Here is a 17,350-nt window from a genome sequence, read left to right on the forward strand (position 1 = left end):
TACGTTAACGTTTTATTCAGTAGCGGTTAGCGTACGCCGCGATCGGGTTTTCCAGCGTTCCGGCAAATTTCAGGTTCTGTGCCGGGTCCGACAGGTTAATCATCTGCTGGTTATTCGCCAGTTGCAGACGGTTCAGGCAGGAGTGCGTGAATTCGGCACCGAACATGTCATAACGGGCAAATTTCTCCGCCAGTTCCGGATACTGAATCTGGTAATCACGCACCACGTCGGCGACCACCTGCCAGAACTGACCGGCCGGATAATCGCCATGCTCTTCAAGAATACGGGCGATAAAGCGGAACACACCGGCAAACACGTCGGTGAAGATCGACAGGATTTTCAGATCCTCCGGAACGTCCACCGCCAGACGTTTGGCTTTTTCAGGCAAATTGGCGTCCGGGTTCATTACCGCGATTTCTTCGGCAATATCCTTCATGAAGGCATTCACCGGGATGTTATTTTCAAAGCGCAGGATCAGGTTTTCACCGTGAGGCATAAACACCAGATCGTACTGATAGAAGCAGTGCAGCAGCGGGCTGAGATAGGCGTGCATGTAGCGTTTGAGCCAGTCACCGGTCGCCAGACCGGATGATTTGATCATCTCGACAATCAGCGCATCGCCATGTTTATCGGTATGCAGCAGGGCGGCCATGGTCATCAGACGCTGATTTGGCTGCAACCGGGCGACAGGGTTTTCGCGCCACAGCGCCGCAAACATTTTTTTATACGCGCTGTCGCCTTTAATGGCCTGTTCAAAGTAATGGTTGTGGTAACCGAGGGAAGCCACTTCCTGCAGGATGCTGAAACCGGTGGATTGCAGGTAAGCGTCGTTTTCGACCAGATCGGCCAGCCATTCGTTGATCCCCGGCGTGGTCGCCATGTAGTAAGGCGACAGGCCACGCATAAAGCCCATATTGAGGATCGACAACGCCGTTTTGACGTAGCGACCTTTGGGACGGCTGGCGTTATAGAAGGTACGGATTGACTGTTGTGCCAGATAGTTATCCTCACCTTCACCGAGATAAATCAGGAACTGGCGGGCGATGTCCGGGGCAAAAACAGTCAGCAGTTTGTTCTGCCACTGCCAGGGGTGAACCGGCATGAAATAGTACTTTTTCGGGTCAACACCGGTATCCACCAGCTTTTGCGTGAAGGCACAAATTTGCGCATCACCCAGTTCTTCAGCGATCAGTTTTTCATACGGCAAACCCGCGACGCTGGCGAAATGCGCTTTGTCGTGGTGAACCGCGACCCACACCAGTGGCAGCGGATTGGCGGCTTCCGGCGCATAGCGCACGTAGTCACCGGCATCGAAACCAATACGACCATTGTTGGCGATAAAGCTCGGATGGCCTTCAGTCATGCTGGCTTCTACGGTCTGGAAATCGGCTTCAGACAGCTGTTTGGCTGTGGTGTGGTTATTCACCAGTTTGTAGGCGCTGCTGTACAGCGTGCTGCTGATTTCTTCCAGATAGGTCGGCAGCATGGCCTGGGAAATGCCAATCTGATCGGCGAATTCAATGATGAATCTGACGGCATCCAGCGGCTGCGGGTTGAAATTATCCAGACGCTGAATGCTGTCGAGGTCAATCATCCAGTCGTTCAGGGGCAACTGACGCGCACGGAAGCGATATTCAATTTCCGACGCCGGCACTGCCAGCTGGTAATCCGTCCAGGTGCCGGTAGTTTTCAGTGCCTGCGGGGCCAGCAGACGTTCGTGCGTCAGTTCTGACAGGCATTTACGCAACAGCAGGGCATTGGCTTTCGCCCAGATGTCCGGTTGCAGGTGCTGACCGGTTTGCAGAGTCGCGGGAGTCATAGTGGTTTTTTCCTTCTGGCTGGCCTGAATGAAATCTTCACGCTGGCAAAATGCCAGCCATGCAGTTTTATGTGTCAGTTGAATCTGTTTCTGATAGCGGAAACCGGCGCGTTTATTCAGCTTGTGAATTTTCTCGTTGCGCACATCCGGCTCGACCACCACGCGTTTCACTTCCGGCTGGCTGAACAGGTATTCCATCACGGCGGAAAATACCTGCCAGCTGAAACCTGCGACAGGTTTGTCCGCCGGAGAGAGCAGAATATGCATGCCCATATCCCCCGGCTGCACCTCGTAATGCTCATGCAGCGGGTCGTCCTGCACCGGATAACATTCGATCAGAAATTGCGGCTGACCGTCGATTTCGCCCATCAGCGCGGCCTGAGGTTTTCCTCTGGTCAGGTCGCGGTAAAAACTGTCGACGTCGGCGACGGTACTGTTTTGCATGCCCCAGAAATGCGCATAAGGCTGGATCATCCAGCCGTGTAACACGGCCGCATCTTTTTGCAAATCCAGCGGGCGGAAGGTCACTGTTCCGGCGGCGCGCTGGCACGAATAGACGCGGGCGGATAAGGGTTCTGACATGGATACGTTCTCCGTTAGTTTCCGGCAAGGCCGCGGGTGCAGAAGGTCTGGAAAGCGATGGATTTCTCCACCGGATAGACTTCGCGCCCCAGCATTTCGCGAATAATGGTGCTGTTGCGGTAGCACGCCATGCCCAGATCGGGGGTGACGAAACCGTGGGTATGCAGCTCGGCGTTTTGCACAAAAATCTGGTTGTGTGCATCGATGCTGTAATTGCGGTTGACCGCATAACGGCCTGCCTCATCCCACTGAATGTGGGTGTAAATACCTTCGATAAATTGCGGCGGCTGATAGCCGTAACCGGTCGCGAGGATCACCGACTCGGTGCGGTGGCGGTATTCCTGCTGCTGTTCGTGATGCAGCAGGCTCATTTCCAGTTCGCCGCTGCGGTTGCGGGTCATCGCGGTCAGTTCGGAATGGGTGTACAGATCCACCTTCAGCGGACCGTCGAGGCGTTTGATGTACATCAGATCGTAGATATCGTTGATAAGGCTGATGTTAATGCCCTTATACAGGCACTTTTGCTCCCGGTTGAGCTGGTCGCGTTTGGCCATCGGCAGGTCGTGAAAATAGTCGATGTATTCCGGCGAGGTCATTTCCAGCGTCAGTTTGCTGTACTCCAGCGGGTAGAAACGCGGCGCGCGGGTGACCCACGTCAGGTGGTAATCGTGTTTATCGATGTCGGACAGCAGGTCGTAGTAGATTTCAGCGGCGCTCTGACCGCTGCCGACCACGGTGATGGATCGGGCGTTCTGTACCTGCTCTTTGTTCGGCAGATAGGCTGAGGAATGGTGCACGTTTTTGCCCGCATCACGGGCGCAGGCAGGCATCCACGGCGACGGGCCGGTGCCCAGTACCAGCCGTCTGGTGGGGTAAACCTGCTTATCGCCGCCTTTGGTAGAGCGCGCCGCGACCAGATAACATTCCTGTTCCGCATCCCAGGTCACCAGTTCCACGCGCGTGGAGAATTGCAGGCTGGTCAGTTGCTGGCAGGCCCACTGGCAATACTGGTTAAACTCTTTGCGCATCATGAAGAAATCTTCACGGATGTAGAAAGAGTAAAGTTTACCTTTCATTTTCAGGTAATTGAGAAAGCTGTATGGGCTGGTCGGGTCTGCGAGCGTCACCAGATCCGCCATAAACGGTGTCTGTAAATGCGCGCTTTCCAGCATCATGCCGGTGTGCCAGTCGAAGCTGTCATTCTGATCTAAAAACAGACCGTTCAGCTCTTTCACCGGCTCGGTCAGGCAGGCCAGCCCGAGATTGAACGGGCCGATGCCGATGGCGATAAAATCGTAGATTTGCGTGTCTGGGGTGATGTTCATGATGCAGCTCCTGTTACCGGTTTTTCGCGGCGCTCAGCGCGGCGGCTGTCAGTTCTTTGCCGTAATGCGTGATCAGGCTGAGCACGTCGGCAACGTCTTCCGTGGTGGTGGTCGGGTTCAGTAAGGTGAATTTCAGATACTGACGGTCATGCACTTTGGTACCGGCGATCACGGCACTGCCGTCGCGGAAAATCGCCTTGCGGATCCCGGCGTTGATCGCATCAATTTGTTCATGGTTCATCGACATACGCGGAACGAAACGGAACACCAGCGTGCTCAGTTCCGGCTTGTGCAGCACCTCGATATTCGGGTTCTGCTCCATCATCTGATGGGTTTCGGTTGCGCGTGCCAATAGCACATCGAAGGATTCACCCAGCGCCTGCTGGCCCATAATCCGCAGCGTCAGCCACATTTTCAGCGCATCGAAACGTTTGGTGGTCTGAATGCTTTTGTTCACCAGATTCGGCGTGCCTTCCAGTTTTGCACTCAGCGGGTTCAGGTATTCGGCGTGATGGGTGACGTGCTCCAGATGGCTGTGATCGTTAACCAGGAACGCGCTGCAACTGACCGGCTGGAAGAAGGATTTGTGGTAATCCACGGTGACGGAATCCGCCAGATGAATGCCTTCAATACGCTGGCGATGCTGAGGGGATACCAGCAGGCCACAGCCGTATGCGGCGTCAGCGTGCATCCAGATTTTTTCTTTGCGGCAGATTTCTGCAATGTCATTCAGCGGGTCGATGCTGCCAAAGTCTGTCGTACCGGCGGTGGCAACAACGGCAATCGGGATCAGCCCTTCGGCATGACAACGGTCGATTTCGGCTTTGAGCGCACTCATGTCCATACGGAAGGCGCTGTCACAGGCAACCGGCACCACGGCGTCATAACCCAGGCCGAGCAGGGCGGCAGATTTCTGAATGCTGAAATGGCTTACCTGGGAGCTGAAGATGCGCCAGCGGTTAGCTTCCGGCGGCAGCCCCTGATATTTTATGCTGTGTTGCGGGCGGGTACGTTTGCAGTGGCTGTCACGCGCCAGCAGCATCGCCATCAGATTTGACTGGGTACCGCCGCTGGTGAAGATGCCATCCGATTGCGCACCAAATCCGATACGGGCCAGTGTCCAGTCGATGACTTTTTGTTCGATTAAAGTGCCGCCTGCGCTCTGATCCCAGGTGTCTACCGAGGAGTTAATGGCGCTGATAAACAGTTCCGCCAGTTGGGAAGGGACCACCGTCGGACAGTTGAGGTGCGCGAGGTATTTGGGATGATGAAAATAGACGGCGTGTTGCAGATATAAATCATCCAGTTCCTCCAGCGCCAGCCGTGTTCCGTCTAAAGGTTTGGTCAGATCAATATGGCGAAATTGCTCGGCTAATTCCGCGGGGGAGACACCTGAAAAAGGTTTCTCAGTATGGTTAATATGGGATTTAATTAATTCAATCCCTTGCTCAATGTGTGCCTGCCATTCCTGCGTGCTGTGTTGGTTAAAAATATAACCCTCATTCTGGCTTATTTTCGCCTGAGACATAGTAAGGTCTTTGGCGCTGACCGGCATTATTTCCCAATTATTTATCTGGCTCATCATGGACCCTTAATGTGTGTCCTTTTTATCCGCAGCGGGCGTGGGGAGGCCGCCCGGATAAAGTCAGGATTTTTTCAGTGAACGTAAGCATCAGCAGGCAGGGCTGATGGCCACGCCTGTAAAGTGTATGGATATATGTGTTTTGTTATCTGAAATAATCAGTGATATGTCTTGTGTGATTTCCTTAATGCGGACGTATACAAGGTTTTAACGAATGAGAATCATTATAAATGCAAATCATTATCATTCAACAACGACATTGAACATTTGCCCATAACGGCATTTTTTGGTGTTCTAATGTGATCTGCTTCACATAAAAATCCTGCTATCACTAAGTTCAGCTAAGATCCCATGGGATGAATCTGTATTTGTTATTCGTTTATTGCTGTTATTTGTGAGGTTTTTTGATAGGAAAAGTTATATTTATACGCAGTGAATGTAGGTGTAATTAATTTACGCTATGTGATGGTTTATACGCCGGAGAGTATTATTTCAGGGAAATGGCAAAATAATGATCAAATTAAGATCACGGAAGCGAGGTGAAGAAGGTGAAACTAAACACTCGGACAGTGCAAAATAAAAAGACCGATCATGATGATCGGCCTTATATACATATTTTATTACATTTCGCTGTTATTCGACACGCAAAATACGGCTGGTATTCGTGGTGCCCACAGTGCTCATGACATCGCCCTGCGTGATGATGACCAGATCACCCGAAAGCAGGTAACCTTTATCACGCAGCAAATTCACTGCATCCTGCGCCCCTGCGACGCCGTCATTGACGCTGTCGAAGAAGACCGGCGTGACGCCACGGTAAATCGCCGTCAGGTTCAGGGTGTGTTCATGGCGGGACATGGCGAAGATGGGCAGGCCGGAACTGATACGGGAGAGCATCAGTGCGGTACGCCCCGATTCCGTCATGGAAATGATCGCGGTAACGCCTTTAAGGTGGTTCGCCGCGTACATCGCCGACATGGCGATCGCTTCTTCGATGTTATCGAATTCCACATCCAGACGGTGTTTGGAGACGTTAATGCTTGGGATTTTTTCTGCACCCAGGCACACGCGCGCCATGGCCGCCACGGTTTCCGCAGGATACTGACCGGCAGCCGTTTCGGCAGACAACATCACCGCATCGGTACCGTCCAGCACGGCGTTTGCCACGTCCATGACTTCCGCACGGGTTGGCATCGGGTTGGTGATCATCGATTCCATCATCTGCGTGGCGGTGATCACCGCACGGTTCAGCTGACGTGCGCGACGGATCAGTTTTTTCTGGATACCGACCAGTTCAGGGTCACCGATTTCAACACCCAGATCACCACGGGCCACCATCACCACGTCGGAAGCCAGAATGATATCGTCCATCGCTTCGTCCGTTGCTACCGCTTCAGCACGTTCAACTTTAGAGACGATTTGTGCGTTACAGCCTGCATCGCGTGCCAGACGGCGCGCATAGTTAAGATCTTCGCCGGTGCGAGGGAATGAAACTGCCAGATAATCTACGTCCATTTTGGCCGCAGTAATGATGTCTGCTTTGTCTTTCTCAGTCAGGGCTTCGGCAGAAAGACCACCGCCCAGCTTGTTGATGCCTTTATTGTTGGACAGCGGACCGCCCACAGTGACTTCAGTGAAGACTTTCATGCCCTGAACTTCCAGGACTTTCAGCTGCACACGGCCATCATCGAGCAACAGGATATCGCCCGGCACCACATCAGCAGGCAGACCTTTATAGTCGATGCCCACTTTTTCTTTATCGCCTTCACCTTTGCTCATGTTGGCATCGAGCAGGAATTTGTCGCCGATATTGAGGAAAACTTTGCCTTCCTTGAAAGTAGACACACGGATTTTAGGACCCTGCAGGTCGCCGAGGATGGCAACATGACGGCCAAGACGGGCCGCGATTTCACGCACTTTATTGGCGCGAAGGATGTGATCTTCAGGGGTACCGTGGGAGAAATTCATACGTACAACGTTTGCACCGGCAGCAATGATCTTCTCAAGATTATTGTCGCGGTCAGTTGCAGGACCGAGGGTGGTAACAATCTTCGTTCTTCTGAGCCTTCTGGACATGCCGTACTCCGTTAACTGATGAAACATGGTAGTGCAAAAAACAGCGAGCCCACATTGGGTTTGGTGTAATTGTAATACAAAAGGGTTTCACCTGCGTGACCCGCTGACCTCATGTCTGACTTTCTCCCTGCGCACGTTGCGCGTAGATTTCCCGCCAGACTCCCTATTAAATCAATGGTGCTTCGTTCATATAATCTGTGAATGATTCGGTATGCCAACCCGCAGGGCGAGCTTACTCTGGCAGGTTAGGGACGACCATCCCCTTATCAAAGCGCGATTCTTTCAACGCTTCTTTGACCCGCTTCAGGTTATCTCTGAATTTTGCGCCACGGCGCAAGGTAAACCCGGTTGCCAGCACATCAATCAGCGTCAGCTGAGCGATCCGTGAGACCATCGGCATATACACGTCGGTGTCTTCCGGGACATCCAGTAACAGCGCCAGGGTCGCTTCGTGCGCCAGCGGCGTATTAAAAGATGTGATAGCAATCACGGTGGCATCGTTTTCGCGGGCAAGTTGTGCCAGTTCCACCAGATTTTTGGTGCGGCCGGTGTGGGAAATCAGCACCACCACATCGCCTTCGCTGGAATTCATGCAACTCATGCGCTGCATGACGATGTCATCGAAATAGACCACGGGAATGTTAAAGCGGAAGAATTTGTTCATGGCATCATGCGCCACGGCAGCGGAGGCGCCCAGACCAAAGAACGAAATCTTTTTCGCCTGAGTGAGTAAATCCACCGCACGGTTAATGGCAGCAATATCGAGGGTATTTTTCACCTGATCGAGGCTGGCCATGGCCGATTCGAAAATTTTACTGGTGTAGGCGCTGACGCTGTCGCTTTCATCCACGTTGCGGTTCACATAAGGTGTACCGTTTGCCAGACTTTGTGCCAGATGCAATTTAAAATCTGGAAACCCTTTTGTGTCGAGGCGACGGCAAAAACGGTTTACAGTAGGTTCACTGACGTCGGCCATGCGGGCGAGAGTGGCAATACTGGAGTGGATAGCGATGTGAGGCGAGGCCAGGATAACTTCGGCAACTTTGCGTTCTGACTTGCTCAGAATGTCAAGGTGGGTCTGGATTTTTTCCAACGTATTCATAAGCATGACACTCATAGGTTTCAACGATTTCTTTGAAAAGAGGAAATCGTGTTGATTTGATGAAAATATACTACGCGCTTAATGCCGTTGGCAGCGTCAGTCAGGCGAAAATACCGCTTTTTTTGTCAGAGTTTGACCGAGATCTAACTTTCAGTATGGTAAATTCTGTTCAGTTTTGTCATAAAATTACAGAATGTTGTGGGTTTTAACAGCACCTGAGAGACTTATGATAAAAATAAGGTTTTCCGCAGAGTTATCCCCTTGTCAGATCAAGGTTTACGGCTCACGGGCAATCAGAGTACATTGTTGCTGAAATAAAATTACAATATGTACCCCAATAACTAAGGGTATTCCTGCATTGAGGAGAAGAACATGGCGGTAACTCAGACAGCCCAGGCTTGTGATCTGGTAATTTTCGGTGCAAAGGGTGACCTTGCGCGCCGTAAGCTGTTGCCTTCCCTGTATCAGTTAGAGAAAGCGGGTCACATTCACCCGGACACCCGCATCATCGGTGTCGGACGTGCGGAATGGGACCAAGCGGCCTATACCGAAGTGGTTAAAGAAGCACTGACCACCTTCATGAAAGAAAAAATTGATCCGGAACTGTGGGAAAAACTCAGTGCCCGTCTTGATTTCTGTAACCTTGATGTCAATGATCTGAAGCATTTCAAAGTGTTGGGCAAAATGCTCGACCAGCAAAATCGCGCCACCATTAACTACTTCGCCATTGCGCCAAGCCACTTCGGTGCGATCTGCCGGGGTCTGGGTGAAGCAGGGCTGAATAAAGAGCCTGCGCGCGTGGTGATGGAAAAACCCCTGGGACACTCTCTGGAGTCTTCCCAGGTCATTAACGATCAGGTGGCGGAGTATTTCGCCGAGTCTCAGGTGTACCGTATCGACCATTATCTGGGCAAAGAAACGGTTCTGAACTTGCTGGCACTGCGTTTCGCCAACAACCTGTTCGCCAGCAACTGGGATAACCGCACTATCGATCATGTGCAGATCACCGTGGCGGAAGAAGTGGGTATCGAAGGCCGCTGGGGCTACTTCGATGACGCGGGTCAGATGCGCGACATGATCCAGAACCACTTGCTGCAAATTCTGACCATGATCGCCATGTCACCACCGGCGGATCTGAGCACGGACCGCATCCGTGACGAAAAAGTGAAAGTGCTGCGCTCCCTGCGCCGTATCGACCAGTCCAACGTGCGTGAAAACACCGTGCGTGGTCAGTACACCGCAGGTTTCGTGCAGGGCAAGAAAGTGCCGGGCTATCTGGAAGAAGAAGGCGCGAAAAAAACCAGCAGCACTGAGACCTTTGTTTCTATCCGCGTGGATATCGACAACTGGCAGTGGGCGGGTGTGCCGTTCTATCTGCGTACCGGTAAGCGTCTGCCGAGCAAATGTTCAGAAGTCGTGGTGTATTTCAAAAACCCGGCACTGAACCTGTTCCGTGATTCTTATCAGCAACTGCCGCAGAATAAACTGACCATTCGTCTGCAACCGGACGAAGGTATCGAGATCGAAGTGCTGAACAAAGTGCCGGGTCTTGAGCACAAACACCGTCTGCAAACCACCAAGCTGGATCTGAGCTTCACTGAAACCTTCAATGAACAGCATATTGCCGATGCTTACGAGCGTCTGCTGCTGGAAACCATGCGTGGGATCCAGGCGCTGTTTGTGCGTCGTGACGAAGTGGAAGAAGCCTGGAAATGGGTCGACTCCATCATGAATGCGTGGGCGGCAGAAAGCGAAGCACCAAAACCGTATCAGTCCGGGACATGGGGTCCGGTAGCGTCTGTGGCGATGATCACCCGCGACGGCCGTTCCTGGAACGAGTTCGAGTAACGAATAATTCTTTAAGTCATTACTCCCCAAAATAATTGAAGTTGCAGCAAGGCGGCAAGTGAGAGAATCCCGATGAGCTGACATGAGTCAGTGATTCGGGTGAACAAGCGCAGCCAATGCCGCTGCGGCGTCAAGTATGACGGGGAGCGTAGTATCGTCCAATCGGGTGTGGTCGGTTTCTGGCAGGATTTTTTATTCTGCTGGTCCCTGTGGCAGGGGCGCGCCATCAATCACAACGGTGCCTGCGGGCATGAATGGAGAACAAGATGAAAAACTGGAAAACAAGCGCGGAACAAATTCTGACCTCAGGGCCGGTTGTTCCTGTGATTGTTATCAACAAACTGGAGCATGCGGTCCCGCTGGCCAAAGCACTGGTTGCCGGTGGCGTACGTGTGCTGGAAGTGACGTTGCGTACCCCGTGCGCGCTGGATGCGATCCGCGCTATCGCAAAAGAAGTACCGGACGCCATCATTGGTGCGGGCACGGTACTGAATCCTGAGCAACTGGCCGAAGTGACCGAAGCCGGTGCCCGGTTCGCCATCAGCCCGGGGCTGACGGATGCTTTGCTCAAAGCCGCCAACGCGGGTTCTATTCCGCTGATTCCGGGAATTTGCACCGTGTCCGAACTGATGATGGGTCTGGATGCCGGTCTGCGCGAGTTTAAATTCTTCCCGGCTGAAGCCAATGGCGGCGTGAAAGCGTTGCAGGCGATTGCCGGTCCGTTCCCGCAGGTACGTTTCTGCCCGACAGGTGGGATTTCACCGAAGAACTACCGTGATTACCTGGCGCTGAAAAGCGTGCTGTGTATCGGCGGTTCATGGCTGGTGCCAGCCGATGCGCTGGAAAGCGGTGACTATGCACGCATCACTGAACTCGCGAAAGAAGCTGTCGCGGGTGCAAAAGCGTAACCGGGCATTGCACGGATAATAAAAAACCTCCCGCGGGAGGTTTTTTTATGTCTGAAAATCAGAGATTAACGCGCGGCAATGATCTTGATTTCGATTTTGTATTTCGGGTTCATCAGGTTGGCCTGCACGGTACAGCGCACTGGTGCATTGCCCGGCGACACCCACGCATCCCAGGCTTCATTCATGGCCGGGAAATCTTCTTTATTCACCAGAAACAGCGTGGCATCCAGAATTTTGCTTTTGTCTGAACCGGCTTCAGTCAGCGCAGCATCAATAATGGCCAGCGTTTCCGCAGTCTGATCTTTCGCATTCGCCTCCAGATTTTCCGGCACCGCCGTGTAATAGATGGTGTCGTTATGGATAACAATGTCGGACATCCGTGGCTCAGGGCGGATACGTTCGATGGTCATATTTTTGGCTCCAGTTAGTCACTTTTTTTGATGGCGCTAAGGGTATCACAAAGGTTGAATGCGTTGGATTGGCAGATGGCGGTAGCCGTAACGGCGTTGGGTTGGCATAATCACTGCTGATCCGTACAGGTAGAGAGACAGAGTGACAGACGATTTCGCAACAGACGGCGCACTGGCGCAGAAAATTGAAGGTTTTAAACCCCGTGAACCTCAGCGTCTGATGGCGCAGGCTGTCAGCAAAGCCATCAGCGGTAAGCAAGGGCTGGTGGTGGAAGCCGGTACCGGGACCGGGAAAACCTATGCCTATCTGGCTCCGGCGCTGCGTTCCGGCAAAAAAGTCATCATCTCCACCGGATCCAAAAACTTACAGGATCAGCTGTATTCCCGCGATCTGCCCAAAGTGGCCAATGCGCTGAAATTTAAAGGCCGTCTGGCGCTGCTGAAAGGGCGTTCAAACTATTTATGTCTGGAACGTCTGGAGCAACAATCGCTGGCCGGCGGCGATCTCGCCAGTCAGGCGCTCAGCGAACTGGCACATCTGCGTCACTGGTCAAGCAGCACGGAAGAGGGCGATATCAGCACCTGCACCGTGGTGCCGGAAGACAGCTTTGTCTGGCCGCTGGTGACCAGCACCAACGACAATTGCCTCGGCAGTGACTGCCCGCTGTATAAAGAATGCTTCGTGGTAAAAGCCCGCCGTAAGGCCATGGACGCCGATGTGGTGGTAGTAAACCATCACCTGTTCATGGCGGATATGGTGGTGAAAGAGAGCGGCTTTGGTGAGCTGATCCCCGAGGCTGACGTGATGATTTTCGACGAAGCGCATCAGATCCCCGATATTGCCAGCCAGTATTTCGGCCAGCAGGTCACCAGTCGTCAGCTGCTCGATATGGCAAAAGATATCAACATCGCTTACCGCACCGAAGTGCGTGACTCCGTACAGTTGCAGAAAAGTGCTGACCGCCTGAGCCAGAGCACCATGGATTTCCGTCTGGCACTCGGCGAGCCGGGTTTTCGCGGCAATCTGCGTGATGTTCTCAGCCAGCCTGCCATCCAGCGAGCCTTGCTGCTGCTCGATGACGCACTGGAGCTGTGCTATGACGTGGTCAAATTATCACTCGGCCGTTCTGCACTGCTGGACGCAGCTTTCGAACGCGCCACGCTTTACCGCAACCGTCTCAAGCGCCTGAAAGATGTCTCCATTCCCGGCTACAGTTACTGGTACGAATGTAATTCCCGCCACTTTGTGCTGGCGCTGACGCCGTTATCGGTCACCGATAAATTCAGCGAGATGATGAAAGAAAAACCGGGAGCGTGGATTTTTACCTCGGCAACGCTTTCGGTGAACGATCAGCTGCATCATTTTACCGAACGTCTGGGTCTGGATCAGGCAGAAACGCTGCTGCTGCCGAGTCCGTTTGATTACGCCAAACAGGCCCTGTTATGTGTTCCACGTTTTCTGCCCGAATCGAACGTTCACGGCAGTTCGAAGCAGCTGGCACGAATGTTGCGTCCGCTGATTGAAGCGAATAAAGGCCGTTGTTTCTTTCTGTGTACTTCCCACAAAATGATGCGTGAACTGGCGGAAGAGTTCCGGGCCAGTCTGACGCTGCCGGTTTTATTACAAGGCGAAACCAGTAAGGGACAGTTGCTGGCGCAGTTTGTCGAAGCCGGTAATGCGTTGCTGGTAGCGACCAGCAGTTTCTGGGAAGGGGTGGATGTGCGCGGTGATGCGCTGTCGTGCGTCATCATCGATAAGCTGCCATTTACCTCACCGGACGATCCGCTGCTCAAAGCGCGCATAGAAGATTGCCGTCTGCGCGGCGGAGATCCTTTCAATGACGTACAATTACCGGATGCGGTCATTACCCTTAAACAGGGCGTCGGACGTCTGATCCGCGATACGGATGACCGTGGTGTGATGGTGATTTGTGACAACCGGCTGGTGATGCGTCCGTATGGCGAAGTTTTCCTCAACAGCTTGCCGCCGACGCCACGCACGCGTGATCTGACGCAAGCGATCCGCTTTTTACAAAACGTTGAAGAGCAGAATTAGCCCTTTGTTTATGCTAAGATGCCGCCCCGAAAAAGGCTCTTGTACCCGTCATATATCACGTTGCAGATGCGTTGACTGCGCGCGACGTATTGAGGGTATAACTTATTAATTTCCCCGCCTGAGGTTTGGCATGTCCACGCGAATTTTAGCAATTGATACGGCGACAGAAGCCTGTTCGGTTGCGCTTTATGATCAGGGCGAAACGCTCGCCCATTTTGAACTCTGCGCCCGCGAGCATACGCAGCGCATTCTGCCGCTGGTGCAGCAGATCCTCGCCGAAGCGGGGCTTTCCCTGAAACAACTCGATGCACTGGCATTTGGCCGGGGGCCGGGCAGTTTTACCGGCGTGCGTATCGGCATTGGTATCGCGCAAGGTTTATCACTTGGCGCAGAGTTGCCGTTGTTGCCCGTTTCCACCTTACAAACCATGGCGCAGGGTGCTTACCGCCAGACCGGCGCGGAACAGGTGCTGGCCGCCATTGATGCCCGCATGGGCGAAGTGTACTGGGGTGAATTTACCCGCAATGCACAAGGTGTCTGGAGCGGTGAAAATACCGAGACGGTCATCAAACCTGAACAACTGCTGGCGCGAGCCGTTGAGCTAAACGGACGTTTTGCCACCGTGGGTACGGGCTGGGAAGCCTATCCGCATTTGCTGGGTGAATCTCCGGCGGCGGATTTATTTGATGGCAAAATGTTACTGCCACAGGCGGAAGATATGCTGCCGCTGGCGCTTCAGCTCTGGGAAAACGGCGTGCGGGTCAATCCGGAAGATGCCGAACCTACCTATCTGCGTAATGAAGTGACATGGAAAAAGCTGCCAGGCCGGTAGGGGATGGCAACTTGTGCATTAAATAGCGGTCAAAATGAAGAGTTTGCACAGGAGTCATCGTAATGCGTAAGTGGTCTGTCATTCAGCAGTTATCAGGCAAGACGGGTAAGAGAATGGCCCTGAGTGCGGTGGCACTCAGCGTTCTGGTGTTATCAGGCTGTGTCACCGTACCGGAAGAAATTCGCGGCACGACGGCAACGCCGCAGATGAATTTACAAGCGGTACAGGGCGCCCCGAATTTGTATGTCGGGCAGGAATCGCGTTTTGGTGGCAAGGTGGTCTCTGTGACCAACCTGCAGAACAAAACACGTCTGGAAATCGCTACCGTTCCCCTTGATGATGCCGCCCGGCCGATATTAGGCGCGGCATCACGCGGACGCATCATGGCTTACATTAATGGCTTCGTCGATCCGGTCGATTACCGCGATCAACTGGTCACCGTGGTCGGGCCGATTACGGGTGTCGAAAAAGGCACGGTAGGGCAGACGTCTTATGACTTTGTCACTGTAAACGTCAACAGCTATAAACGCTGGCGGGTACAGCAGCAGGTGGTTATGCCTCCGCAACCTATCGGCCCGTGGGGCTACGGTTTTGGTGGGCCTTATGATTCCTGGGGGCGAGGGTTTGGGCCCGGTTGGGGTCCCGGCTGGTATGACACGACACCCGCACGGGTCGAAAGCGTCGTCACAGAATAAACCGCCGCCGCACGGTAGCCCGCCTCCTCATGGCGCGCCACCGCCAAAAGGAACGCCGCCACCCCCTCATGGCGCGCCCCCTCCGGCAGCAGTAAAACCGGCGGCGGCACACCCTGTTGTGCCGCCGCCAAAGAAAACACATTGAGACAAGATCGTTGTTAAGGCGGCTTAATTGCCGCCTTTTTCTTTTTTAGCCAGGGATGGCTGTAACGAGTGGTTGCAGAAATAGTGACCCGCCTCTCAACCTCGACATTGTTTGAAACGCAACTGGTAAGCTGAGTTAAAATATTGTTAAAGACGTGATAAAACTCGTCGAATAGAGACGGCAACAGAACATGATTTCAGGAGTGATACCTTGGAAAAGGTTTGGCTAAAACGTTATCCGGCAGATGTTCCCGAGAACATCGATCCCGACCGCTACAGTTCACTGGTCGAAATGTTCGAAAATGCCACGCTGCGTTATGCAGATACCCCGGCGTTTATCAACATGGGCGAGGTGATGACTTACCGCAAGCTTGAAGAGCGCAGTCGCGCTTTCGCTGCGTATTTGCAAAATGAACTGGGTCTGCAAAAGGGCGACCGCGTTGCCCTGATGATGCCGAATCTGCTGCAATACCCGATTGCCCTGTTTGGCGTGCTGCGCGCCGGTATGGTGGTGGTCAACGTCAACCCGCTGTATACGCCGCGTGAACTTGAGCATCAGCTCAATGACAGCGGTGCCAGCGCGATTGTTATCGTCTCCAACTTCGCCCACACCCTGGAAAAAGTGGTGTACAAAACTCAGGTTAAGCATGTGATCCTGACCCGTATGGGCGATCAGCTTTCTGCAGCGAAAGGCACGCTGGTTAACTTTGTGGTCAAATATGTCAAAAGACTGGTGCCTAAATACCATCTGCCGAATGCCATTTCGTTCCGTACCGCCTTACAGCGCGGGCGTCGTCTGCAGTACATCAAACCCGACATCATTAATGAAGATCTGGCGTTTCTGCAATACACCGGCGGGACGACTGGCGTGGCGAAAGGCGCAATGCTGACACACCGTAATATGCAGGCCAATCTCGAGCAGGCAAAAGCGGCGTACGCGCCGTTGTTGCAGCCGGGGCACGAACTGGTGGTTACGGCTCTGCCGCTGTATCACATTTTTGCATTGACGGTGAACTGCCTGCTGTTCCTCGAACTGGGTGGGAAGAGTCTGCTGATCACCAACCCGCGCGATGTGCCGGGGATGGTGAAGGAGCTGGGTAAATACCCGTTTACGGCGATCAGTGGCGTCAATACGCTGTTCAATGCGTTACTCAATAACGAAGATTTCCGCGAGCTGGATTTCTCCACGCTGCGCCTCTCAGTTGGCGGCGGAATGTCGGTGCAAAAATCCGTGGCCGAAAAATGGGAAAAACTGACCGGTAAACATTTACTGGAAGGTTACGGGCTGACCGAGTGTTCACCGCTGGTCGCCGGTAACCCGTATGACCTGAAACATTACAGTGGCAGCATCGGTTTGCCAGTGCCGTCAACAGAGGTACGTCTGGTCGATGATAATGGTCAGGATGTCGGGCCGGGATTACCGGGTGAACTCTGGGTGCGCGGTCCTCAGGTGATGCTGGGATACTGGCAACGGCCTGCGGCGACCGACGAGGTGCTAAAAGATGGCTGGTTATCGACAGGCGATATCGTTACAGTGGACGAGCAGGGCTTTTTACGGATTGTTGACCGCAAAAAAGACATGATTCTGGTTTCCGGTTTTAATGTCTACCCTAACGAAATTGAAGAGGTGGTTTCACAACATGACAAAGTGCTCGAAGTTGCCGCCATCGGTGTGCCAAACGAGTCGTCGGGTGAAATCGTCAAAATTTGCGTGGTGAAGAAAGACCCGTCGCTGACCAGCGAAGAGATCCTCGCGCATTGCCGCCGGTTATTAACCGGTTACAAAGTACCGAAGATTGTCGAGTTCCGCGACGAGTTACCGAAATCAAATGTCGGTAAAATTCTCAGAAGGGAGCTTCGTGACGAGCAGGCAAAGCCGAAGGCTGATCCGAAACAGGATGCGGCATAAACGTCAGCTCAGGGGTTCAGTGATAGTCAGTTTCTTAACGCCGGCGAAGTCCGGCGTTGTCA

12 protein-coding genes are annotated in these 17,350 nt (G+C 53.2%); 6 read left to right on the top strand and 6 right to left on the bottom strand.

The annotated features are described in order from the left end of the window. Positions 1-16 precede the first annotated feature (16 nt). From EYY67_RS01955 to EYY67_RS01975, 5 genes are all read right to left on the bottom strand, one after another. Positions 17-2,401 (bottom strand): GNAT family N-acetyltransferase, encoded by a 2,385-nt coding sequence (locus EYY67_RS01955; protein WP_131692696.1) that lies wholly within the window; start codon positions 2,399-2,401, stop codon positions 17-19. Between the two features lie 14 nt (positions 2,402-2,415). Further along, positions 2,416-3,726: a lysine N(6)-hydroxylase/L-ornithine N(5)-oxygenase family protein gene (locus EYY67_RS01960; RefSeq protein WP_131692697.1), complete on the bottom strand. Its 1,311-nt coding sequence runs from the start codon at positions 3,724-3,726 to the stop codon at positions 2,416-2,418. 13 nt (positions 3,727-3,739) lie between these two features. After that, positions 3,740-5,308: a pyridoxal phosphate-dependent decarboxylase family protein gene (locus EYY67_RS01965; RefSeq protein WP_131692698.1), complete on the bottom strand. Its 1,569-nt coding sequence runs from the start codon at positions 5,306-5,308 to the stop codon at positions 3,740-3,742. Positions 5,309-5,941: 633 nt separating this feature from the next. After that, positions 5,942-7,384, bottom strand: a complete 1,443-nt coding sequence (pyk, locus tag EYY67_RS01970; RefSeq protein ID WP_095921797.1) for a pyruvate kinase — start codon at positions 7,382-7,384, stop codon at positions 5,942-5,944. 232 nt (positions 7,385-7,616) lie between these two features. Further along, on the bottom strand, positions 7,617-8,486 hold the full coding sequence (locus EYY67_RS01975; RefSeq protein ID WP_013575314.1) for a MurR/RpiR family transcriptional regulator: 870 nt from the start codon (positions 8,484-8,486) through the stop codon (positions 7,617-7,619). 372 nt (positions 8,487-8,858) lie between these two features. On the opposite strand from EYY67_RS01975, the gene zwf reads away from it, so the two are divergent. Together zwf and EYY67_RS01985 are read left to right on the top strand one after the other, a co-directional pair. Further along, on the top strand, positions 8,859-10,334 hold the full coding sequence (zwf, locus tag EYY67_RS01980; RefSeq protein WP_131692699.1) for a glucose-6-phosphate dehydrogenase: 1,476 nt from the start codon (positions 8,859-8,861) through the stop codon (positions 10,332-10,334). Between the two features lie 266 nt (positions 10,335-10,600). Then, positions 10,601-11,242 carry a bifunctional 4-hydroxy-2-oxoglutarate aldolase/2-dehydro-3-deoxy-phosphogluconate aldolase gene (locus EYY67_RS01985; protein ID WP_131692700.1) on the top strand — a complete coding sequence of 214 codons (642 nt, stop codon included), beginning with the start codon at positions 10,601-10,603 and terminating at the stop codon, positions 11,240-11,242. A gap of 65 nt (positions 11,243-11,307) precedes the next feature. Here the strand turns inward: EYY67_RS01985 and EYY67_RS01990 are convergent, their stop codons facing one another. Next, on the bottom strand, positions 11,308-11,652 hold the full coding sequence (locus tag EYY67_RS01990) for a RidA family protein (protein ID WP_119827204.1): 345 nt from the start codon (positions 11,650-11,652) through the stop codon (positions 11,308-11,310). Between the two features lie 142 nt (positions 11,653-11,794). On the opposite strand from EYY67_RS01990, the gene yoaA reads away from it, so the two are divergent. The 4 genes from yoaA (at position 11,795) to fadD (ending at position 17,288) form a co-directional block, all read left to right on the top strand. Then, complete coding sequence (yoaA, locus tag EYY67_RS01995; protein WP_095921800.1) at positions 11,795-13,708, top strand: DNA repair helicase YoaA; 1,914 nt, start codon at positions 11,795-11,797, stop codon at positions 13,706-13,708. A 130-nt stretch (positions 13,709-13,838) separates the two neighbouring features. Then, entirely contained in the window at positions 13,839-14,540 is a 702-nt protein-coding gene (tsaB, locus tag EYY67_RS02000) for a tRNA (adenosine(37)-N6)-threonylcarbamoyltransferase complex dimerization subunit type 1 TsaB (protein ID WP_095921801.1), read from the top strand. Between the two features lie 62 nt (positions 14,541-14,602). Next, complete coding sequence (locus EYY67_RS02005; RefSeq protein WP_131692701.1) at positions 14,603-15,235, top strand: Slp family lipoprotein; 633 nt, start codon at positions 14,603-14,605, stop codon at positions 15,233-15,235. 355 nt (positions 15,236-15,590) lie between these two features. Further along, positions 15,591-17,288 carry a long-chain-fatty-acid--CoA ligase FadD gene (fadD, locus tag EYY67_RS02010; RefSeq protein WP_131692702.1) on the top strand — a complete coding sequence of 566 codons (1,698 nt, stop codon included), beginning with the start codon at positions 15,591-15,593 and terminating at the stop codon, positions 17,286-17,288. Positions 17,289-17,350: the final 62 nt, after the last annotated feature.

Source organism: Rahnella victoriana, assembly GCF_004330295.1.
GTDB classification, from domain to species: domain Bacteria; phylum Pseudomonadota; class Gammaproteobacteria; order Enterobacterales; family Enterobacteriaceae; genus Rahnella; species Rahnella victoriana.